The sequence below is a fragment of the Krasilnikovia sp. MM14-A1259 genome, assembly GCF_047159535.1.
In the GTDB taxonomy this organism is placed as follows: Bacteria; Actinomycetota; Actinomycetes; order Mycobacteriales; family Micromonosporaceae; genus Actinoplanes.
In genome coordinates, this window is record NZ_BAAGAJ010000002.1 from 3,775,805 (window position 1) to 3,797,387 (window position 21,583).

General features: G+C 70.9%; 23 protein-coding genes. 9 read left to right on the forward strand and 14 right to left on the reverse strand.

Going from position 1 to position 21,583, the window contains the following annotated elements:
* Positions 1-3 precede the first annotated feature (3 nt).
* Together ACMCNK_RS16855 and ACMCNK_RS16860 are read right to left on the reverse strand one after the other, a co-directional pair.
* Positions 4-552 (reverse strand): TIGR00730 family Rossman fold protein, encoded by a 549-nt coding sequence (locus ACMCNK_RS16855; protein WP_412737352.1) that lies wholly within the window; start codon positions 550-552, stop codon positions 4-6.
* A gap of 1 nt (position 553) precedes the next feature.
* The gene (locus tag ACMCNK_RS16860; protein WP_412737353.1) at positions 554-1,324 is read right to left on the reverse strand and encodes a TIGR00730 family Rossman fold protein; all 771 of its coding nucleotides are present in this window, start codon (positions 1,322-1,324) and stop codon (positions 554-556) included.
* 186 nt (positions 1,325-1,510) lie between these two features.
* Between ACMCNK_RS16860 and ACMCNK_RS16865 the strand changes: the two genes are divergently transcribed.
* A complete protein-coding gene (locus ACMCNK_RS16865) occupies positions 1,511-1,678 on the forward strand; it encodes a hypothetical protein (protein WP_412737354.1) in 168 nt (55 codons plus the stop codon).
* Between the two features lie 3 nt (positions 1,679-1,681).
* Here ACMCNK_RS16865 and dapE read toward each other — a convergent pair whose 3' ends face one another.
* The gene (dapE, locus tag ACMCNK_RS16870; protein WP_412737355.1) at positions 1,682-2,755 is read right to left on the reverse strand and encodes a succinyl-diaminopimelate desuccinylase; all 1,074 of its coding nucleotides are present in this window, start codon (positions 2,753-2,755) and stop codon (positions 1,682-1,684) included.
* A 76-nt stretch (positions 2,756-2,831) separates the two neighbouring features.
* Between dapE and dapD the strand changes: the two genes are divergently transcribed.
* Entirely contained in the window at positions 2,832-3,779 is a 948-nt protein-coding gene (gene dapD / locus ACMCNK_RS16875; RefSeq protein WP_412737356.1) for a 2,3,4,5-tetrahydropyridine-2,6-dicarboxylate N-succinyltransferase, read from the forward strand.
* On the opposite strand, the gene ACMCNK_RS16880 is transcribed toward dapD, so the two are convergent.
* Positions 3,780-4,631 (reverse strand): LysR family transcriptional regulator ArgP, encoded by an 852-nt coding sequence (locus ACMCNK_RS16880; RefSeq protein ID WP_412737357.1) that lies wholly within the window; start codon positions 4,629-4,631, stop codon positions 3,780-3,782.
* Positions 4,632-4,700: 69 nt separating this feature from the next.
* On the opposite strand from ACMCNK_RS16880, the gene ACMCNK_RS16885 reads away from it, so the two are divergent.
* Entirely contained in the window at positions 4,701-5,294 is a 594-nt protein-coding gene (locus ACMCNK_RS16885) for a LysE/ArgO family amino acid transporter (RefSeq protein WP_412737358.1), read from the forward strand.
* Positions 5,295-5,517: 223 nt separating this feature from the next.
* A complete protein-coding gene (locus ACMCNK_RS16890; protein ID WP_412737359.1) occupies positions 5,518-8,124 on the forward strand; it encodes a hypothetical protein in 2,607 nt (868 codons plus the stop codon).
* A gap of 47 nt (positions 8,125-8,171) precedes the next feature.
* Here the strand turns inward: ACMCNK_RS16890 and ACMCNK_RS16895 are convergent, their stop codons facing one another.
* From ACMCNK_RS16895 to ACMCNK_RS16905, 3 genes are all read right to left on the reverse strand, one after another.
* Entirely contained in the window at positions 8,172-10,382 is a 2,211-nt protein-coding gene (locus ACMCNK_RS16895) for a S8 family serine peptidase (protein WP_412737360.1), read from the reverse strand.
* Positions 10,383-10,464: 82 nt separating this feature from the next.
* Positions 10,465-10,992 (reverse strand): AAA family ATPase, encoded by a 528-nt coding sequence (locus ACMCNK_RS16900; protein ID WP_412737361.1) that lies wholly within the window; start codon positions 10,990-10,992, stop codon positions 10,465-10,467.
* A gap of 35 nt (positions 10,993-11,027) precedes the next feature.
* Positions 11,028-11,270, reverse strand: a complete 243-nt coding sequence (locus ACMCNK_RS16905; protein WP_412737362.1) for a hypothetical protein — start codon at positions 11,268-11,270, stop codon at positions 11,028-11,030.
* 171 nt (positions 11,271-11,441) lie between these two features.
* Between ACMCNK_RS16905 and ACMCNK_RS16910 the strand changes: the two genes are divergently transcribed.
* The 5 genes from ACMCNK_RS16910 (at position 11,442) to ACMCNK_RS16930 (ending at position 13,859) form a co-directional block, all read left to right on the forward strand.
* Complete coding sequence (locus tag ACMCNK_RS16910) at positions 11,442-11,654, forward strand: hypothetical protein (RefSeq protein WP_412737363.1); 213 nt, start codon at positions 11,442-11,444, stop codon at positions 11,652-11,654.
* Positions 11,655-11,756: 102 nt separating this feature from the next.
* Positions 11,757-12,608 (forward strand): oxidoreductase, encoded by an 852-nt coding sequence (locus ACMCNK_RS16915; RefSeq protein ID WP_412737364.1) that lies wholly within the window; start codon positions 11,757-11,759, stop codon positions 12,606-12,608.
* 44 nt (positions 12,609-12,652) lie between these two features.
* The gene (locus ACMCNK_RS16920; protein ID WP_412737365.1) at positions 12,653-12,967 is read left to right on the forward strand and encodes an ArsR/SmtB family transcription factor; all 315 of its coding nucleotides are present in this window, start codon (positions 12,653-12,655) and stop codon (positions 12,965-12,967) included.
* Positions 12,964-13,347, forward strand: a complete 384-nt coding sequence (locus ACMCNK_RS16925) for an SRPBCC family protein (protein ID WP_412737366.1) — start codon at positions 12,964-12,966, stop codon at positions 13,345-13,347. Before ACMCNK_RS16920 ends, ACMCNK_RS16925 begins: the two co-directional genes overlap by 4 nt.
* A 191-nt stretch (positions 13,348-13,538) precedes the next feature.
* A complete protein-coding gene (locus ACMCNK_RS16930; protein ID WP_412737367.1) occupies positions 13,539-13,859 on the forward strand; it encodes a hypothetical protein in 321 nt (106 codons plus the stop codon).
* A gap of 7 nt (positions 13,860-13,866) precedes the next feature.
* Here the strand turns inward: ACMCNK_RS16930 and ACMCNK_RS16935 are convergent, their stop codons facing one another.
* From ACMCNK_RS16935 to ACMCNK_RS16965, 7 genes are all read right to left on the reverse strand, one after another.
* On the reverse strand, positions 13,867-14,604 hold the full coding sequence (locus ACMCNK_RS16935; protein ID WP_412737368.1) for a class I SAM-dependent methyltransferase: 738 nt from the start codon (positions 14,602-14,604) through the stop codon (positions 13,867-13,869).
* Positions 14,601-15,161: a G5 domain-containing protein gene (locus ACMCNK_RS16940; RefSeq protein ID WP_412737369.1), complete on the reverse strand. Its 561-nt coding sequence runs from the start codon at positions 15,159-15,161 to the stop codon at positions 14,601-14,603. Before ACMCNK_RS16940 ends, ACMCNK_RS16935 begins: the two co-directional genes overlap by 4 nt.
* Before the next feature lie 105 nt (positions 15,162-15,266).
* Positions 15,267-15,419 (reverse strand): hypothetical protein, encoded by a 153-nt coding sequence (locus ACMCNK_RS16945; RefSeq protein ID WP_412737370.1) that lies wholly within the window; start codon positions 15,417-15,419, stop codon positions 15,267-15,269.
* 109 nt (positions 15,420-15,528) lie between these two features.
* Entirely contained in the window at positions 15,529-16,059 is a 531-nt protein-coding gene (locus tag ACMCNK_RS16950) for a TIGR03086 family metal-binding protein (RefSeq protein ID WP_412737371.1), read from the reverse strand.
* Between the two features lie 85 nt (positions 16,060-16,144).
* Entirely contained in the window at positions 16,145-16,573 is a 429-nt protein-coding gene (locus tag ACMCNK_RS16955; RefSeq protein ID WP_412737372.1) for an SAM-dependent methyltransferase, read from the reverse strand.
* Positions 16,574-16,713: 140 nt separating this feature from the next.
* Positions 16,714-19,338 carry an AMP-binding protein gene (locus tag ACMCNK_RS16960; RefSeq protein WP_412737373.1) on the reverse strand — a complete coding sequence of 875 codons (2,625 nt, stop codon included), beginning with the start codon at positions 19,336-19,338 and terminating at the stop codon, positions 16,714-16,716.
* A 164-nt stretch (positions 19,339-19,502) separates the two neighbouring features.
* Positions 19,503-21,140, reverse strand: a complete 1,638-nt coding sequence (locus tag ACMCNK_RS16965; RefSeq protein WP_412737374.1) for a polysaccharide biosynthesis protein — start codon at positions 21,138-21,140, stop codon at positions 19,503-19,505.
* Positions 21,141-21,583: the final 443 nt, after the last annotated feature.

The window sequence follows — 21,583 nt, forward strand, 5'->3', positions numbered from 1 at the left end:
CGCTCAGCCGACGTGGGCCGCGTCGATGACGTCGAGGGCGGCGGGTATCGAGTCGACCACCGTGATCCGGTTCAGCGCCGTCCGGCGCACGAACTCGGTGTCGGCGAGCCCGGACAGCCAGCTCATCAGCCCGGCGTAGAAGCCGTCCGGGTCGAGCAGCACGATCGGCTTGCGGTGCAGGCCGAGGGTGGCGGTGGTCCACACCTCGAAGAGTTCGTCGAGGGTGCCGAGCCCGCCGGGCAGGGTGACGAACGCGTCCGACCGCTCGATCATCAGGTTCTTGCGGGCGCCCATGTCGCCGGTGACGATCAGCTCGTCCGCGGCGGTGTCGGCGACCTCCAGGTCCATCAGGGCCTGCGGGATCACACCGACGGTGTGCGCGCCGCCGTCGCGGGCCCCGTCCGCGACCGCGCCCATCATGCCGACGCAGCCGCCGCCGGAGACCAGGGTGTGCCCGCGGCGGGCCAGCTCCCGCCCGGTGTCGCGGGCGAGGTCGAGCCAGCGCTGGTCGAGCCTGGTCGAGGAGGCGCAGAAGACGCAGATCGCGGCCACGTCACTGCGTCCCGGTCAGGGCGGCGTCGGCCTCCACGATGAACTGGACCGCCTCGTCGACATCGTCAGTGATCTTGAGTAGGTCGAGGTCGGCGGGGCCCAGCTTGCCCTCTGCCTGCGGCACGTTCCGCAGCCAGTCGATCAGGCCACTCCAGTATTCGGTGCCGAGAAGGACCACCGGGAACCGGGTGATCTTGCCGGTCTGCACGAGCGTGATCGCTTCGAAGACCTCGTCCAGGGTGCCGAACCCGCCGGGCAGCACGACGAACGCCTGCGCGTACTTGACGAACATGGTCTTGCGGACGAAGAAGTAGCGGAAGTCGATGCCGATGTCGACCCAGTCGTTGAGGCCCTGCTCGAACGGCAGCTCGATGCCGAGGCCCACGGACATCCCGCCGGCTTCGGTGGCGCCGCGGTTGGCGGCCTCCATCACGCCGGGGCCGCCGCCGGTGATCACCGCGTATCCGGCTTCGGCGAGTGCCGCGCCCAGGTCGGCGGCGAGCTCACACTCGGGGCTGTCGGGTTTGCTGCGGGCGGAGCCGAACACGCTGACCGCGGGCGGCAGGTCGGCCAGGGTGTCGAAGCCCTCGACGAACTCGGACAGGATCCGCAGCGCGCGCCAGGCGTCCTTGGTCTTCCATTCGCTGCGATGGTGTGAGTCGAGCAGTTTCTCGTCGGCGGTGCTCGGCGGGATCGACTCGCGCCGCAGGGTCACGGCCCCCCGGTGACGCTCCGGAGGCGACCCCCGCCGCCCGTTTGTGCTGTCCGTCATGGCACCCACCGTAGTTCGGACGGTCAGTACCGGTGAATAACCGGGCGGGTTTCGACAAGAGGATTGCGACGTCGGGGGCTTTTTGCCAGATTGAAGCAACGGACGGTAGCTCTGCAGCGTCTGTACAGTCACGAACCCCACGGCAGGCGCCCGACCGCGGTCGGGCATCCGGGCAGAGGAGCCACCGTGATCCGTTACGCGCACGCGAAGATGCAGCGCCGCATGCAGCGGCGCATCCGGCTGGTGGTCGAGGAGCGGCGGATGGCGTTCGCCACGCGGCCCCCGGATGATCCGGACGCCACGTTGGAGATACCGCAGCGCGCGATCGGGCGGGTGCGCGTCGAGGGCCCCTGAGCTCTACCGGGAGGCCAGCCAGCGGTGCAGGGTCGCGGCCCCGTCGCGAATCTTGCCGATCTCCACGTGCTCGTCCGGGGCGTGCGCGAGCAGCGGGTCGCCCGGGCCGTAGTTGAGCGCGGGCACGCCGAGCGCGGCGAAGCGCGCCACGTCCGTCCAGCCCAGCTTGGCGGCCGGTTCGGCGCCGACCGCGGCGAGGAACTCGCGGGCCGGGGCGGCGGCCAGGCCGGGCAGCGCGCCCGGGGCGGAGTCGGTCTGCTCGACGTCGAAGCCGTCGAACACGTCCAGCACGTGCTCCAGGGCCTGCTTTTCCGTACGGTCGGGAGCGAAGCGCAGATTCACCTCGACGACGCATTCGTCCGGGACGACGTTCCCGGCTACCCCGCCCGCGATCCGAACCGCGTTCAAGCCTTCACGGTACGTACATCCGTCGATGGTGACCGTCCGCGGCCGGTAGTCCTCCAGCCGACGCAGAACCTCACCCGCGGCGTGGATCGCGTTGACCCCGCGCCACGAGCGTGCGGTGTGCGCGCGCCGCCCGGTGGTACGGATCGCCGCCCGCAGCGTGCCCTGACACCCGGCCTCCACCACCCCGTACGTCGGTTCCAGCAGCACCGCGAAATCGGCGGTCAGCCAATCCGGGTGGGCCTCGGAGACCAGGTTGAGGCCGTTGTACTTCGCCTCGATCTCCTCCGCCTCGTAGAAGAGGTAGGTGACGTCGTAGCACGGATCGGGCAGCGTGGCGGCCAGATGCAGGGCCAGCGCGACACCGGACTTCATGTCCGACGTGCCGCAGCCGTAGATGAGATCGTCGACCACAGTCGACGGGAAGTTGTTGTTCAGCGGGACCGTGTCGAGATGCCCGGCGAGCACGACCCGCCGCTTGCGACCGAGGTCGGTGCGCGCCATCAGGGTATGGCCGTGCCGCTCGGTGTGCAGGTGCGGCGCCTGCCGCAGCACCTCCTCGACACAGTCGGCGATCACCTTCTCGTTGCGGGAGACCGACTCGATGTCGACCAGGGCCCGGGTGAGTTCGACTGGGTCGACGAGGACGTCAGGGCTGAGCGGATTCGCCATACGCGGCACGATACCGGCCGGTGGTGAATCGCCGGGCCGCGCCAAGTCGGAGCTGACCTTTAGTAGGGTGCGCCTCGTGCACACGGACATCTCCACCTCGCCTGCCTGGGGCATCGGCCTCGCCACCGTCACCGCCGAGGGCCAGGTGCTGGACACCTGGTTCCCGCCCGGATTCCTCGGCCTGGGCGCCGAGCCCGCCGAGCCGCCCACCCTGCCCGCGGGGCTGACCGGCCCGCGGCTGCTGCCGGGTCTGGCGACCGTCGAGGTACGGGTCACGATCGGCTCGCTGGCCGACCCGATCAAGGGCGCTTCCGACGCGTACCTGAGGTTGCATCTGCTGTCGCACCGCCTGGTGCGGCCCAACGAGCAGAACCTGGACGGCATCTTCGGCGCCCTGGCGAACGTGGCCTGGACCACCGCCGGACCGTGCCCGGCGGACCGGGTCGAGGAGCTGCGCCTCATCGAGCGCGCCGCTGGCCGCCACCTGACCGTGTACGGGGTCGACAAGTTCCCGCGGATGACCGACTACGTGGTGCCGTCGGGCGTGCGCATCGCCGATGCCGACCGGGTGCGGCTCGGCGCACACCTGGCCACCGGCACGACCGTGATGCACGAGGGGTTCGTGAACTTCAACGCGGGCACGCTGGGCACCTCGATGGTGGAGGGTCGCATCGTGCAGGGCGTGGTGGTGGGCGACGGCTCCGACATCGGCGGCGGCAGCTCGATCATGGGCACGCTGTCCGGAGGCGGCAAGGACAAGATCCGCATCGGTGAGCGGAGCCTGCTCGGCGCGAACGCCGGGGTGGGCATCTCGCTGGGCGACGACTGCGTGGTCGAGGCCGGTTGCTACATCACCGCGGCGTCGAAGATCCTGCTGCCGGACGGACGGATCGTGAAGGCCCGCGAGCTGTCCGGGGTGGACAACCTGCTGTTCTGGCGCAATTCGCAGTCCGGTGCGCTGGAGGCCCGCCCGCGCAAGGGCACCGGCATCGAGCTGAACACCGCCCTGCACGCCAACGACTGATCAGCGCAGCGCGTTCGCCGCCGCGGTCCGCACCGCGGCGGTGAGCGCGCCGAGCACGGCGGACTCCAGCCGCCAGTACTGCCAGTACAGCGGCACGTCGAGCCACTTGCCCGGGGCCAGCTCCGTGTACCGCCCGGCCGCGAGGTCGGCGCGGGCGATGGACTCCGGCACCATGCCCCACCCGAGCCCGAGCCGAACCGCCTCGACGAAGGCGACGGCCGCCGGGACGTAGTGGATCGGCGGATCGAGACGGCGCCGGGTGAGCGTGGCCAGGAAGCGGTGCTGCAGCCGGTCCTTGCGGTTGAACACGATCATCGGCGTGGTGGCGAGATCCACGTCACGGGCGCCGACCGCGAGGTAACGCATCGCGCCGAGGCGTTCGACCCGGCAGCCCTGGACCGCCTCGTGCTGGGCGGTGACCGCGGCCATCGCCGTACCCGCGCGCAGCAGCTCAGCGGTGTGGTCCTGGTCGTCCTGGTGCAGGTCGAAGCTGAGCGCCAGGTCGCCGGGCAGCGCCGCGAGCGCGGGCAGGAACCATGAGTGCAACGAGTCGGCGTTGACCACGATCGAGATCCGGGTACGGGCGCGGTCGCCGGCCAGGGCGCCGCGGGCCGCGTCCAGCGCCTCGCGTTCCAGCAACGCCACCTGCCCGGCCAGCCGTAGGATCGCGCGCCCGGCCTCGGTGGGCTCGCACGGCTTGGCCCGCCGGACCAGCACCTGGCCGACGGTCTGCTCCAGCGCCTTGACCCGCTGGCTGACCGCGGACGGAGTGACGTGCAGCGCCCCCGCGGCGGCGTCGAAGCTGCCTTCCTCCACCACCGCCTGGAACGTCGCCAGCTGCACCGAGTCCATGAAGAAATGCTAACGGTACGTCAAAATCTTTAGCTGGAGTGGTGCCAACGCTCGCCGTACCGTCGAGTCGTGCTCACCTCCGTGCTCGCCGGTTTCGTCGCCTCCGCTGTGCTCATCGTCGCCATCGGCGCGCAGAACGCGTTCGTGCTGCGCCAGGGGCTGCGACGCGAGCACGTTCTCGCGGTCGTGGTCACGTGTGCCGCCTCCGACCTGCTGCTCATCGCCGCGGGGATCGGCGGGCTCGGGGCGCTGGTGGTGGCCCGGCCCGAGGTGGTCACGGTGACCCGGTGGGTGGGTGCGGCGTTCCTGCTCGCGTACGCCGTGGTGGCGGCCCGGCGGGCGCTGCGGCCGGGCGCGCTGACCCCGGCCGACCGGGCTCCGGCCACGCTGCGGGCCACCCTGCTGACGTGTCTCGCGCTGACCTATCTGAACCCGCACGTCTACCTGGACACCGTGCTGCTGCTGGGCACCGTGGCGCAGCAGCACCCGCACCGCTGGTCGTTCGGCATCGGCGCCGCGGCGGCCAGCGCGGTGTGGTTCACGGCGCTCGGTGCGGGCGCCCACCGCCTGGCGCCCGTCCTGTCGCGGCGTACCGCGTGGCGCGTACTCGACGGGTCCGTGGCCGTGCTGATGCTCGGGTTGTCCATCACCCTCCTCCGGTGACCTTCCGCGGCGCTCAGCCCCGCTGACGTCCTGGGGGGAGCGCCCCGAGAGGGGCGGCGTCGACCGGTTTGCCCGCCTCGGGTACACACGTGGGCGTGTGTCGAGAAGAGAGGCGATGATGCGGAAATCGATCGTAGCTGCCGGTTTGGCGGCAGGGCTGGTACTCGGCACGGGGGCGCAGGCATGGGCGGATCCGGCCGCCCCGCCTGCGGCGGCAACACGAATGCCCACCGGATGGTCCTTCGAGGACGGCAGGCTGACCTGGCAGGCACCGCAACGGGTGCCGATGGGCGACGCCGCCGTCGAGTTCTACTCCGGTGACCGGCTGCTGGGGCGGCCCCGGGCGGGGAAGGACGACCGTACGTTCTCCCTCGACGTCGGTGCCGTGCCACGCCTGGACGGCTTGCAGGCCCGAGCGGGAGGCCGCCGGCTGGATCCGGGCGCGCCCGCGGCCCGGTTGCGCGAGCGCGGCGCCCCGCCCCCGCGGCAGGTGCCCCTGGACCCGGCCGCCGCGGTGGACCCGGGCCGCCCGGGTCCGTACGCGACAGTCACCGGCGAGTACGACCTGCCCGGCGTGAAGCTGCCCGACTTCAAGGAGAAGGTGGAGATGCGGGCGGTGGTGGTGGCGCCGCGCAGCGCCCCCGGCCGCCGTCCGCTCGCGCTGCTGCTGCACGGGCGGCACTCCACCTGCTTCCACGGCGCGGACCCGGACCTGGTCAGCGGCGACTGGCCGTGCCCGCCGGGCACCGAACCGATCCCCAGCCACCGCGGCTACCTGCAGGCACAGCAGTTGCTCGCCTCGCAGGGGTACGTGACCGTGTCCATCTCCGCCAACGGCATCAACGGCCAGGACTACGCGGCCGCCGACGGTGGCGCGCAGGCCCGATCATCCCTGGTCCGGCTGCACCTGGCGCACTGGGCCGACTGGGCGGGTAGCGGCCGCGGTCATGCCCCGGCGATCGTGCGGTCCGCGCCGCCCGCCGACCTGTCCAAGGTGCTGCTGATGGGTCACTCCCGCGGCGGCGAGGGCGTGAACCGGGCCGCGATGGACAGCCTCAGCCCGCCCCCGGCCGACCGCGACGGATACCACGGCAAGGTGCGCTGGACGATCCGCGGGACGCTGCTCATCGGCCCGACCATCTTCGGCCACAACCCGGCACCGGACGTGCCGTCGGCCACGATCCTGCCCGGCTGCGACGGCGACGTCTCCGACCTGCAGGGCCAGATGTACGTGGACGCCACCCGCGGGGTGGGCAACGGCCAGGCCCTGCACAGCGCCCTGTACGTCGTCGGCGCCAACCACAACTTCTTCAACACGGAGTGGACCCCGGGTCAGGCAGTCGCCCCCGCCTGGGACGACTACGCCAACGAGGACGACCCGTTGTGCTCGGCGGGCAAGCCGACCCGGCTGACCTCGGCGCAGGAGCAGACCGTCGGGGCGACCTACCTCGCCGCCGCGGCACGCCTGTTCCTGGCCGGCGACGACCGGGCCCGGCCGCTGCTCGACGGCACCGGCGTACGGGCACCCTCGGCCGACCCTGCCCGGGTGCTCAGCCACGCGCTCGGCGGCGCCCGCACGCCGGTGCTGGTGCCGGACGAGTCGGCGAAGGTCAGCGGCGCCGCCCGCGTGTGCGCGGAGTCGACCGACGTCGCCGCGGACGCCTGCCTCGACCCGCAGACCGTCACGTCCACGTCACCGCACTTCGTGCCGTTCGTGGTGCCCGAAGCCGGCCGGTACGCGGTGCGGCTGGACTGGCCCGCGCCGGGCCGGGAGGCGACCGTCCGGCCCGCCCGCCCGGTCGCGCTCGACGCCGCCACGCAACTCGCGCTGCGGCTGGTCGTGCCGCCGAACACCACGGGCGCACCGTTCGCGGTGGCGGTGACCGACCGGGCCGGCAAGCGTACGGAACTGGGCACGGTCACCGTGGACGGGCTGCCCGGCTCTGACTACTCGGCCGCGTACTGGGGCCGGGAGGTCCGGGTCGCGGTCCCGGCGGGAGTGCACGACGTCGCCGCGCTGCACCTGACGCCGGCGCGGGGTTCCGGCGCGGCGTGGCTGGTGGACGCGTGGGCGTGGCGGCCGGGTTCGCCCGCGCCGCGTCCGGCGGCGCTGCCGCGCATCGACCTCGGGTCGCTGACGGTGAAGGAGGGTGACAAGGGTTCGCGGACGTACACGATCCCGGTGCGGGTATCCGGGCACGGGCCGGGCTCGGTGCGCCTGTTCCTCACCGACATGCGGACGTTCCAGCCGACGTCGTGGGTGGCGAAGATCAACCCCGCCACCCACGGCCTCCGGGTGCCGGTCAAGGTCGACGGCAACACCCGGTACGGCGAGGACCACGAGTACGCCCTGAACGCCAAGGCCGTGCACGGGCTGGTGGTCGGCGGGTACGCGGGCACCCTGACGGTCCGCGACGACGACCCGCAGCCGAAGATCACGGTGGCGCCGAAGGTCGACAAGGTGGCCGAGGGCGGCACGCTGTCCTGGAAGGTCACGTCGTCCGCCCCGGCCGACAGCGCCCTGTACCTGCAGTTCGTGCCGAAGCCCCCGGCGGGCGGGGCGGAACTGTCCACCACGGACGTGGCCGCGGAATGGTTCACGGCCAACTCGGGTGAGGAGCCGGCGCCGTCACGACCGCTGTCCGGCACGCAGCTCCTGCCGTACGTGGTGCTCGAACCCGGCACGACGACGAGCGAGTTCACCGTGCCGACCGTGAAGGACGGCGCGCACGAGTCGGACGAGCACGTCGCGTTCACGGCGGGGCTGCTGCCCCGCGGGCTCGGTGACCCGGTCCCGGTGGCGGCGCTGACCGGCACGGTCACGCCGTAGCAGAGTGAGGCGGCGGGCGCGATGCTGCCCGCCGCCTCACCCCGGCGCTACTTGCGGTACCAGGTGAGAGTGCCGGTCGACTTCACGTTGCCGAGCTTGTCGTACGCCCGGACCTGCACCTTCATCGTCCTCGCCACCTTGGCCGTGTTGAGCCGCAGCACGTACCCGGAGGTGGTGTCCTTCACGACCACCTTTCCGTTGACCAGGAGCTCGACCCGGGCGACACCACTGGGGTCCGACGCCTTCGCGGTGACCGTGACCGTGCCCTTCACCTTCGCCTTGTTCTTCGGCGCCTTCGTGATCGACACCGACGGCCCCGTATTGTCCGCGACCACGGTCTGCCCCGCCAGCGTCCGCGACTGACCGAAACCGTCGGTGACCCGCCAGGTCAGGTTGAGATTCCCGGAATACGAGCCGGTCCTGACGTCCAGGGCGTACGGCGCGTACGGTGCGCTCGTCAGGTTGCCCACGTAGGTGCCGTTGGCCCACAGTTCGGCCTTGACCATCCCACTCGCGTCGGTGACGCCGGTCAGCGTGCTGGTGAACGTTCCGTGCACCGTCGCCCCGGCCGCCGGAGTGACAGTGCCTCCGGCCGGTGGATCGTTGTCGAACGCCACCTGGCGGGTGAGGTTCGTCCGGTTCCCGGCATTGTCCTCGAGCAACAGCCGGATTTCGCCGGTGTGCGGGTCGACCGGGATTCTGGCCTGCCACCGGTTCGTGCCGGCGACCCGCGTGAAGGCACCGCCGTCGGAGTAGGTCCCGACGTACTGCAGATCGTTGTCCGGCGATTCGACGGTCACATCGATCGTCGGGTCATGCACCACCGTACCGAGCGGCGGCGAGACGATCGTGCCGCTGGGCGCGACCGTGTCCGCCCGCGCGATCGTGGTCTGCTCCCCGACGTTCCCCGCATAGTCGTACGCCCGGACGGTCACGGAGAACGGGCCGCTGCGGCCGGGCGGGGGAGGAATGGTGATCTGCGTGCCGGGGTGGGGCACCACCCGCGGGGGATGCCCGTCGACGAGCACCTCAAGGCGTTCGACCCCGTGATCGTCGGTTGCCGCCGGGATCACGCCCACACCGCGGATCGGGACGAACTCGTTCTCGGCCAGGCCCGTCCTGGTGACGGTCGGTGCGACGGTGTCGGTGCCCCCGAGGTCGTACACCACGTGGGCCGCGTTGATCATCGGTGCGTCGTACCCGTACTGGCGGGGCCGCTCCGCGTCGCGCTGGATAACCTGGCGTACCTCGTCGGCGGAGGCCGTCGGCTTCATCGCGAAAGCCAGGGCCGCGACCCCGGCCGCGGCGGCGGTGGCGCCGGAGGCGCCGCGGATGAGGGACGGACCGCCGTTGCGGCCCAGCGGCTGGTAGCCGCTGGGGGCCGTGACGTCGACCCACTGATCCGCTGCGGTGTTCTTCGCCGCCGTCCCGTCCTCGCCGACCGCGAGGACCGGCCCGAACGCGGCCGGATACCGCCGCGCGGTCGAGTCCTCGTTGCCCGCCGAGGCCACGACGAGCGAGCCCTTGCCCGCCGCGTGCTCGACCGCATCGCTCAGCAGGTGGCTCTCCGCCGGGGCGCTCAGCGAGACGTTGATCACCTGAGCACCGTGATCGGCCGCCCAGGCGATGCCCGCGGCAACATCGGCGCTCGTGCCCTCGCGGCCGCTCACCGCGCGGACCGGCATCACCCGGCAGCGGCCGCAGACACCGGCGAATCCGACGCCGTTGGTCGGGTCGGCGCCGATGACGTTGGCAACCATCGTGCCGTGCCCGTCGCGGTCCACCGGATCGTTGTCCATGTCGACGAAGTCGTACCCGGGAGCCAGCCGGTCGGCGCCGAGGTCCGCGTTCGGGCTGACGCCGGTGTCGACGACCGCCACGGTGACCCCGGCGCCGCCGAAAGTCCACGTCCACGCCTGCGGAATCTCCATCCGCACCAGTCCGTACTCCACGTGGTCGACGGTGTCCGCCCCGACGCGGGCGCCGCGTTCGGCGTAGCGCACGCCGGTGGCGGCGCGGAGCTGGTCGACTGCCGCGTCAGCCTGGTCCGCGGCAACATCGACGGTGATGGCATCGAGGCCGGGAACCGCGTGGGTGGCAACCACGCGTCCGCCCAGCGTCGCAACCACCTCGTGCGGATCAGCGCCTGCGGCGAGGCCGACGTCCAGCCGCACCGGGTCCGCATCGGCCGCTACGGCCGGCGTGGTCAGGCCCCCGACGAGTACGACAGTGGCCAGGATGGAGGTTGCAGCACGCACGAGTCATCCCCCGAACAAGGTCCGCGAATCTGCCGCATGCTACGGCATTGCATCGACTTCCATGAAGACCTACGTGGCGGGTTCAGCGGCCGCGGCTTCCGATCGCGTCCCGGACCTGCGCGCACAGCGCGAGCACGTCGACGGGGCGGCTGGTGTCCACCTGGACCACCGGACCGAGCGCGAGCGGCTCGGCCCGCGCGGCCCAGTCGGCCCAGTCCGTCGCGATCCGATCGGCGTCGCCGTGTACGGCCGCCCGGCGGCGGGCCGCGTACCGGGCGCGGGCGACGTCGGGGGGCACGTCGCACCAGACCTCGACGGCGGTCGTTGCCTGGGCGCGGAGCAGCCCGGCGCGAGCGTGGTCCAGGTCGCGCGGCCGGAACCACCACGAGTCCACGACCACCGGGCCAGGAATGCATGCGGACAGCGCCCACACGGTTTCCATCGCCACCGCGCCGAGTGCGGGCGGCACCACCGTGATCGCGTCGGCCAGCGCCTCTTTGATCCGGTCCTTGCCGAGGAACTCCGCGCCCAGCCCGGCCGCCAGTTCCGGTCCCAGCGTGCTCTTGCCGGAGCCGGGCAGACCGTTCAACAGCACCACGTCACGTGCCATGTCCAGAGACTGCCACTCCTGACGAGATGGATGGATCAGCTCTGGTCGTCGCGGACGATCTGACGAATACGCTCCCGCGAGTAACCGGTCGCCACCACGATGTCGACCTGGCGCATCCCGTCCCGGTCGGCGGCCCGGATGGCCTCGGCCAGATCGGCGCGCGCCTGTTCGACCCGGCCTCGGGCTTCCGCGACGATCCGGGCGGCCCGTTCCTCCGCACGGGGCACTCCCGCCTGCGCCACACGGAGCTTTCGTACCGCCGCCTCCAGGTCCGCCATTTGGCCATCGTGCCTGGTCAGTCGATAGGCCCACCTTGACATCCGTCACTTTGGCCAACCTTATTGACCGATATTCGGCCAAGTAGTCTGATAATCATTTGGCATCCCTCGGGCGCTCGGCCGGAACTGATCCCCGGGCGCCCGGTGGGGTCGGCGGCGGAGGAGGCAACGATGGCCGAACACATCGAGGAACGGCCGACCTGGGATTGCCGCGTCTGCGGTGATCCGTGGCCGTGCAACCCGGCCCGAGAGCGACTAGCCGCCGAGCTGTCCCCGACTGCTCTGCGGATCAACATGTGGACCCGCATGGAAGTAGCCATCGGGGACCTCCCGCCCGAGCCGGCCGGGGAACTGTTCGATCGCTTTCTCCGCTGGACCGGGTGAGCCCGAACGGCTCCTCGCACGAGCCCGAACCCCCCGGCATCACACCGGCAGGGTCGTCGGAGGAAGGGTCGCGATGCCCGGAATCGCCGTAGGGTTACCGGCATGACGGATTCATTCCCACTGGGTGCCCGGTCGGTTCACCGCGTCGGGTACGGGGCGATGCAGCTTGCGGGTCCGGGCGCGTTCGGGCCGCCTCGTGACCGGGATGCGGCGGTGGCCGTCCTGCGCCGCGCCGTCGAGCTGGGCGCCGATCACATCGACACGGCGCAGTACTACGGCCCGCAGGTGGTCAACGAACTGATCCGGGAGGCGCTGTACCCGTACCCGGAGGGACTGGCTCTGGTGTCCAAGGTCGGCGCGGTCCGCGATACCGAGGGCCGGTGGCTGCCGGCGCTGGCGCCGGATCAGCTCCGGGCCGGGGTGCAGGACAACCTGCGCACGCTGCGGGTGGACCGGCTGGACGTGGTGAATCTGCGGCTGATGGACGACGGGCAGGAGTTCGACGAGCAGCTGGAAGCGATGATCGCGATCCGGGACGACGGCCTGATCTCGGGGATCGGGCTCAGCAACGTCTCCGTCGAGCAGTTGGTGCATGCGGTGCAGCGCACCGAGATCGTCTGTGTGCAGAACCCGCTCAATCTGCTGGAGCGCGGGTCGGTGCCGGTGCTGCGCGAGTGTGAGCAGCTGGGCATCGCGTTCGTGCCGTTCTTCCCGCTCGGGTCGGCGTTCGGCGAGGCGAACCGGCTGCTCACGCATCCGGGGGTGGAGGACACCGCGGAGCGGCTGGGCGCGACGCCGTCGCAGGTGGCGCTCGCGTGGCTGCTCGACCTGGCGCCCAACGTGCTGCTGATTCCGGGTACGTCGTCGCAGACGCACCTGGAGGAGAACATGGCGGTGACCGGGGTGCGCCTGGACGACGAGGCGCGCAAGGTGCTGGACGCCGTACCACTGTGACCCGCCCTTGACGTGTCGGAGATTCCCGACGCATCATGGTGGGCGTGCCCGATCCCGACGTGTTCGCCGCGCTGGCCAATCCCGTACGCCGGCAGTTGCTCGACGCCCTGCGCGAGGGCCCGCGGCCGGCGGGCGAACTGGCCGGGCGGTTCGCGCTGAGCCGCCCCGCGGTCTCGGAGCATCTTGCCGTGCTGCGCCACGCGGGACTGGTCCGCGAGGAGCCCCGCGGGCGGCACCGGTTTTACCACCTGGCCGCAGAACCGCTCGCGGGCGTCCGCGACTGGCTGCACCCGTTCGAGCGGTACTGGCGGGACCGCCTGGCCGCCCTGCGCGACGTCGTCGAAGAGGAGAATCCGTGACCAGCATCGAGTGTGACCAGTTCATCGCCCGGCCGCCTGCCGCCGTGTGGCGGGCACTGACCGAGCCGGAGCTGCTGGCCCGCTGGTGGGCCCAGGGCGACATCAAGCCCGTGGTCGGCCACCGGTTCACGCTCGACATGGGCGCGTGGGGCATGCAGCAGTGCGAGATCGTCACGGTGGATCCGGAGCGGATGCTGCGGTATACGTTCGCCGAGGGCGTCCTCGACACCACGATCACGTGGCGGCTGGAGCCGGAGGGTGCGGGGACCCGGCTGTTCCTGGAGCACGCCGGGTTCGCCCCCGACTCCACCGCGCTCAAGGGCATGGGCAACGGCTGGCCCGGCATCCTGGCGAATCTCGCCGGCAACTTCCCGGAGTGACGCACAGGACGGGCGTTACCCGTCACGGCGTGGGCGTACGCCCGCGCGGCGCGGCGCCGGACAGGCCTGCCCGGCAGAATGCATCCTCCGAAGCGGGTCGCCCGAAGGTGCACGGTATCCCGGACGGCCGCCGCGGACCCCGGTCGGCACGGAGGGTCATTCACCGAGCGTGTTCCGTTACGTTGGAGGTCATGGATCTCTCCACCTCCGACCTCCTGATCGGACTGGGTTTCATCGCCTCGGCCACCTGCATCGCCACCGCCGCGTACGCGCGCCTGCGCGCCGGCGGCCGGGCAGTACGGCGGCCGGCCGCCTCACCCGCACGCCCGCCGCACCGTGCCGCGCCGGTCGCGCGCCTGTACCGCTCCGCGCAGCCCGCACTGGTATCGGACCCCGAGGACCAGCCGTCGCCGGGGCAGTCCGGCCGCCACTTCGTGCCCGACGAGCTGCTCTACAGCAAGACGTACAAGCTGGGGCCCGCCCAGCGGGTCCGGGCCCAGTCCCCGCGCTGACGGGAATTCAGCGCGGGCGGCGGCCGATCGCCAGCGCGGTCCGGATGTCCATCGTGATCCGTCCGCCCAGCCCGTCGAGCGCGACGCTCAGCCCGCTCAGGATCGCCTCGCGCCGCGGCTCCGGATGCTGCCGGAACGGCGCGAACGTCTGAGTGAGCTGCAGATACTGCGCCGTGGTGAACTCCGGATACCGGTGCCACTCCGCGGCCCGCACGTCGTCGAACAGTCCACTGCTCACGAGGTCGTCGTGGGCGAAACGCACCGGCCGCCCGGGCGCGGATCGACCCTCCACGGCCCGGTACACGTCGTCGATCGCCTGGCGGGCGGCCGGGTCCGCATACTCGAAACGGTTGTGGAAGATCGCCACCGTGCCGCCCGGAGCGAGCGCGTCGCGCGCCGACCGGGCGCGGGTCTGCGGATCCATCCAGTGCCATGCGGTCGCGCACGCGAGCAGGTCGACCCCTCCGGGCGGTGGCGTCCAGCACTCGAATGCGGTCGTCTCGACGCGGACCTGCGGGAACCTGGCCGCCAGCACGGTGGCCATGCGTGGATCCGGTTCGACGCAGGTGATCGGCGCGCCCAGGCGCAACAGCAGCTCGGTCGCCTTGCCCGTGCCCGCGCCGAGGTCCACGACGGAGGCGGGAACGCCGCCGTGACAGGCGACGATCGTGTCGAGCAGTGCGCCGGGATATCCCGGCCGGATGTCGTCGTAGAGCGCAGCGACCTCGCCGAAGACCGTTGTCATCGGAACACCTTAGGCATGACGAAGCCGGTGATCCGCACCTTTGTCAGATCGCACGGCGTCCCGGCGCCGACGACGATCACGCGGGTCACCGGGCGGCGGATCACGGCACTGCGGATCAGCTTCCGTTTACCCGGACGGCCGACAGTCACTTGGAACGTCAGCGCGCGCACCCCGGGCACACCGCGGGCCCGGACCACCCGCTTGCCTTTCGGCAGCGACTTGTCGCGGACAACCCGCGTGGCGTACGGGATCCGTCGGGTCACCGTGACCGTCCGGGTGCGTTGCACGGGCGCGGGTGTCCGGCTGGCCCGTGCTTCCGGTACGGCCGCCTCGTCGGCGGGTGGCGCCTCGGCGAAGCGCCGCGCCGACGGGGCCGGCTCGCCGCTGCTCACCGTGGAGAGACCGGCCACCGCGCCGAAGACCCCGGCACCGCCGAGGCAGGGCAGCAGCACCACGGTGACGACCAGCCCGGCCCGCTGCCGCGGCGTCAGCTCGGCCCAGCGGCTGGGCGCCGTGCCCGATTGGCGGCCTGGGTGCGGGAGCGTCTGGTTCGTCACTGAGTCAGTTTGAGCGCCCGCTTGCGCCCGGAGATCGGCCGATCGGGCGGAGCCCGCCTGCGAAAGATTCGACTGCCTTAAGCCTCTTTCGCATCGGAACGCCGCTCAGTATCGCAACGTGCCCGCGGCCAGCAGGCCACAGAACAGGATCAGCAGCACGACGGCCGCCACCACGCCGACCTTCTGACTGGTGGCGAGCTGGGACCAGCCGTTGTTCCCGGGCGGCCTGCTCCAGTTCGGACCCGATGGGTTCGTCACGCCGCCCAGTCTTCCGGGGCATCGCCGGGTGGGTGGTCAGCCCTTCGGGCGCGCGCCGCGGCGAAAGAGGCTATTCATTCAAGCCTCTTTCGCCGCGCGGCACTGCCACTCAGCTGACCTTGCGGCCCAGGAAGGCAGCGAGCCGGTCCAGGGCGGGGGCGTCGTCGTCGACCGCCTGCGACGGCGCGAACGGGCTTCGGTCCGAGCGCACCAGGGGCAGCGCGGAACGGCTGAACTCCAGCGCCTGTTCCACGACGTCATCGGGATACTCAGCGTGCTGCCCGGTGGCGCGAGCCAGATCCCAGCCGTGCACCATCAGGTCGGCCAGCCGCAGATGCAGCGCCACCGTGGCCGGCACGGTGCCGAACGGGACGTCGACGACCCGCTCCAGCGCCCCCGCGGCACCGAACGCGGCGAGCAGCGGAGCGACACTGTCGGGGTAGCCGTCCGGCTGGACGGTCTCGCCGGACAGAGCAGCGGCGAAGACCGCGTTGCCGCCGACGACGTGGGCGACCAGGGCGCGGACGTCCCACTCGACGCACGGGGTCGGGTCGCGCCACTGATCCGGCGTGATGCCGGCGATCAGCCTGCCGGTCCGCTCGGCGACATCGGCGAGCTGCTCGACGGTGGGTCCGCTCATGCTCGTACCTCCCTAATGGACGTCTTCGGAGCATAGGTCGGCGTTCCGGCTCGGCCGGCGATGACGCTCGCCACACCTCAGCTTGCTACTGCCCCGGATAGGAGAAGTACTCCGGCAGCATCTCCGTCGTCCATGCCGGCTGATGAAGGTCGCCGCGGGGGCCGAACTCCGCGAACCACGGCTTGATGTCCAGCACAGGCGTGCCGTCGACCGCGTCCAGTTCCTCCACATGAAGATCCAGGCCGTCGACTCGCAACAGGCGGCAACGGGAAACACCGAGCCAGTTGATGCGGCGCATGTTGCGGTGACCGAAGATCCCGACTTCTGGCCAGTCCGGATTGTCCCGGGGGCGTCGGGCACCGAGGTTGAGGTCGTTCGGGTCGGTGAGATGGAACCGGAAAATGATCTCGAGGTGGGAGAATTCGTCAAGACCCTTTGTGGAATCCGGCGTGAATCCTTCACCGTCGATCCTGATGATCGAGCGCGTTCCTCCCCAATAGCTCGCAGCCCTCACGTCGACGTCGTCGATGAGTCGAATGCGGCGCCCGCGGAGCGGCGAAAAGGTTCCGCGAATCGTTGCCGCAACCTGACGGGTCCGGCCTGATCGGAGTGGCTGGACTCGGTAACCGCCCGGATCCGCCCAGGACGCCTGTATCAGCCCATGCCGACCTGGTCGGCCGGCATTCTGCGGGGAAAGCGCGTCGCCAAGGCCTGCCACCGCGCACGCACGGATGGCAGACGCAGAGACACCTGCTCCCGGACCGTACGCGTGGTCCAGTCCACCCCGTGGTGATACAGAACCCCGGCCACCAGAGCTACCACGAGGGCGAGCCACGGGGAGTAGATCCGCAGGTGCGGATAGACCACCCAGTGGGTCAGGTAGATGTAGAGCGACGCGCTCGCCAGCGTCGCCGCGAGGCGGTTCAGCACCGGCAGGCTCGGCAGGTTCGGGAGCCAGATCAGCAGCAGGAAGCCCACCAGAATGATCATGTTGTGCCGTGACGGGTCGAAGAATCCACAGATCGGCACGATGCCGAGCGCGGTCACGACCACCCGCTGCCACGGCGCGCGGGCCTTCGCCACCACCCAGCCCAGCGCGAAATACCAGAACAGCAGTGTCGGGGTGGAGAAGTGGGTCACGAGCGAGATTTCGACCAGGTGGAACCGGGTCGTCAGCGCGACCGCGAGCAGGCCGATCGGCAGCAGGAACGGCAACCGCCGTTCCCACCGGTCGACGAGCGGGACCGACAGCAGCGCCAGCATCGCCAACATCGTGTAGACCAGGGTCTCGACGAACCAATACTCCCCGCCCTGGCCGGTGCGCGGTCCGAACGCCTCGTCGAGCAGGACGACGTGGTACCAGTTGTAGCGCGAGTCGTTCGGCACGACGAAGGCCAGGAAGATCGACGAGGGAATGGCGATCCGGGCCACAGACGCCGCGATGTGGCGTATCCGGAGCCGCCGCGGGGCGTTGGTGACATGGAACCGGCCGAAGTTGAAGCCCGCCACCACGAGCAGCAGGTGGGCGCTGCCGTGGAACGACGAGATGCCGATGTGCGAAATGACGACCAGGACGATCGCCACCGCGCGTACGGCGACGCTGCTGTCGAGGGTGCGCACCCGGCGCCGACGTACGGGCGCCGTCCTCGCCCGAAGCCACCGGATCGGCTTGTCCTGCCAGTCCTGCGGCAGCGGGCCCAGCAGTTGCTCCAGGCGCACGGACATCTCGACGTACGACAGGGAATCGCCGCCCAGGCTCACGAACGAGTCGTCGTCCGTGACGTCCGCGCGGTCCAGCACCTCGGCGAATAAGGCACGCAGGTCCATGGTGGATGTGTCAGCGGGGGGCTCTGTCGCTTCCACCGCGACCGCGGCGGCGGCCGCGACGGCCTGAACGTCGACCTTTCCCGGCGCCTGCCGCGGCAGCTCGGGCATCGGCACCACGCGCACGGCCCGGACCGGCAGGCCGCACCTGGCCGCGATCAACCGCGGCAGGTCCTCCCGGTCCTCGGCGCCCTCGACCGCGACGACCAGCGCGTCGTCGATGGCCACGCAGCACGCCTGCACGCCGTGCGCCTCCAGGCCGGCCTCCACCCGCTGCAGGCCGATACGCAGCCCGAACACCTTCGCGAACCGGTTGCGGCGTCCGACGATCTCGAACAGGCCGTCCTCGTTCTGCCGGGCCAGGTCGCCGGTGAACAGCTCGCCGACGGTACGGCCCAGGCTCAGGTCGGCGGGGGTTTCGGCGTACCCGAGCATCACGTTGAGACCGTTGTAGACCAGCTCGCCGACGCCGGTGGGGGCGTCGTCGACCGGGGCGAGCCGCAGCGCGCCGCCCGGCACCGGTACGCCGATGGCTCCCGGGCTGGTCAGCGCCCGCTCCGGCGGGAGGTACGCCATCCGCGCGGTCGCCTCGGTCTGCCCGTACATGATGAAGAGCTGGAAGCCACGACGGCGGCCGAGCTCGGCGAAGCGCCGGACCTGGTCCGGCGCCATCCGCCCGCCCGCCTGCGTGACATATCGCAGGTCCGGCAGGTCCATGGTGTCGAAGCCGACCCGGTCCAGCAGGGTGAACGTGTACGGCACTCCGGCCAGGCTGGTCCCCCGCGCCCGGCGGAACAGCTCCCAGAAGGCGAGGTCCGCAACGGACCGGCCGGTCAGGATGAGTCCGGCGCCGCGCACCAGGTGGCTGTGCAGCACGGACAGGCCGTAGCAGTAGTGCAGCGGCAGGCTGGTGGCGGCCCGATCGGTCGGCCGGATGTCCAGGTAGTCCGCGATCGACTGGGCGTTGGCGCGCAGATTGTCGTGGGACAGCCGGACCAGTTTCGGTGAGCCGGTGGAGCCGGACGTGGTGAGCAGCAGCGCCAGATCCGGGTGCAGGTCGTGGACCGAGCCGGTCCGGCGCTCGACGCAGCTCCACCGGCCGTGCTGCGGGCGGCAGACCACATCGGGGTCGTACGCGTCGGTCAGCGAGCCGATCACCGCGTCGTGGTCCGCGGTCAGCATCACGGCGTGGCCCCCCACCAGGGCTCCCAGGTAGCCCACCACCGCGTCGACGGAGTTCGTGCCCGTGACCAGCACCAGACGGCGGCGGTCGCCCAGTTCGGCGGCGGCCCGTTCGACCCGCTCGGCGAGCTTCCGGTACGTGATCTCCCCGTCCTCGGTGACCAGGGCGGTCCGTTCGCCGAACGCGGCCAGGCTGGTGCCCGGCAGCGGGCACGCGATGGCGGGAACCGGATCGGCCGGCGACGGCACTTCGCCGTCCAGGAACTGAAGCATGGGACCGCCATATCCGGGGAGAGCCCACACGGCGCGCTGCGTGGTCGCGAAGTGCGGGACGCACGGGGGGTCCTCGGCGTCCGCGGGACGATCCCGGATCGGCGACGAGGAGAACGAGCTGTGGTACAGGGAGTCGAACCTCTAGGCGGGGGGTCGTGCGGTTCTCATGACGATCGGGCCAGTTCGGTCGGTGGACGGGACGTCTGACGGGCGATGTGCTGCCCCGCTCCCGCGGCCGCCTCGGCCAGGGCTTCGTCGGCGTCACACAGCACCGCAAGTTCCTTGACGATCTGGTCGGCCTCCGCGTGCGGGGTGAGCACCCGTACGTCGGCGGGATCGAGCGGTGGCACCGCGACGTGCGAGATCAGCGGGTGCAGCGGGCGGGCGTCCGCCTCACCCTCGCCGAACAGTTCCTCGTGCAGCTTCTCGCCCGGCCGCAGACCGGTGAACACGATCTCCACCGGCCCGTCGGCCTGTTCGGCCATCTGCTTGGCGACCTGGGCGATGCGGACCGGCTGGCCCATTTCGAGGACGAGCGCTTCGCCGTCGCGACCGATGGCGGCAGCCTGGATGACGAGCTGCACCGCTTCCTGAACGGTCATGAAGTAGCGGGTGACGTCCGGGTCGGTGACGGTGATCGGCCCGCCCGCGGCGATCTGCGCCGCGAACGCGGTCAGCACGGATCCGCGACTGCCCAGCACGTTGCCGAACCGGACACTGAGGAACGTGCCGTCGGCGGTGGTGCTGGCGTGGGCGGTCAGCCGTTCCGTGATGCGTTTCGAATAGCCCAGCACGCTGCTCGGGTTCGCGGCCTTGTCGGTGGAGATGTTGACGAACCGGTCGACGCCCGCCGCGGCGGCGGCCTCCAGCACGGTCTGGGTGCCCCAGACGTTGCTCTTGACCGCCTCGCCCGGATGGGATTCCAGCAGCGGCAGGTGTTTGAGGGCCGCGGCGTGGAAGACGACCTCGGGGCGGCGCTCGGCGAACAGGGTTTTGATCCGTTCGGTGTCGCGTAGATCCGCGAGGATCAGGTCGGGGCTGTCCAGCAGCGCCCGGCCGTGCAGCGACAACTGCACCGCGTGCAACGCGGACTCGTCGCGGTCCAGCATCATGAGCTGGGCCGGTTCGAAGCGGTCGAGTTGCCGGCACAGTTCCGAGCCGATCGAGCCGCCCGCGCCGGTGACCAGTACCCGCTTGCCCTTGAGGTAGCCCGCGATCGCCTCCAGGTCGGTGTCGATCTGGTGGCGGCCCAGCAGGTCGCTCACCTTCACGTCCCGCACGTCGGACGCGCGGACCCGCCCGTCCAGCAGTTCGCTGACCGACGGTACGACCTTGAACATGGCCCCGGCGCCCAGCGTGAGGCCGCGGATGTGCCGGATGAGCGACGCGTCGGCGTTGGCCACCGCGAAGATGAGTGTCCGGGCGCCCGTCCTGGTCAGTGCGTCCGGGATGTTCTCCCGGGCGCCGAGGACGGGCACGCCACTGACGTGCAGGTGGCGTTTCGCCGGGTCGTCGTCGAGCAGTCCGACCGGGACGTACTGGCTACTGGGGTCCTGCAGCAGGGAACGCAGCAGGCGCTGCCCGGCGGATCCGGCACCGAACAACAGGACCGGGGCGGCCTGCGTGGCGTCGGGCCGCAGCCGCCGCTCGTTCTGCAGGCGGCGCAGGTAGCGCACGCCGAGCATCATCACGAGCGCGACCGGGCCACCGAGCAACGGGGCGCTCAGCGGCAAAGGCCGGCCGGGCACCAGAAGGTCGACCAAGGAAAGGACCACGACCACCGAGAGAACGGTCGTGGACACCGCACGCACCTCTTCGAAGGTGCCGAAGCCATAACGGCCGCGATAAAGGTACTGCTGGTGTCCGATTGCGGTTTGCAAAGTAATGGCGCAGGCGATAGCGACCGAGATGGCCAACATGGGTGACGCCGAAGGATCTAGGTCGTATCGCGCGAGGATTGCGGCCAGCAGTCCAAAACCCCAAGCACTCGCATCGATCAAGCAAGGACCAATGGTACGAAGCTTTTGAGCTGGGTTTTTGTACCCCTGAAAGATCGCCGGGAATTTCATGCGTCCTCTTCTGGGTGATTTTCAGACATCCATCGGAGTTTTTGCGCCACAGACCATCATTAAAAGCGCTATGGGGCGTTGAACCCGCTGAGCCCTGCTGCGCGACGGGCTCGACAGGGACAACGCGCAAAGCCAAGCGACACACATGCGCAGTTCGGTCAGTCCGGGCTGACCGA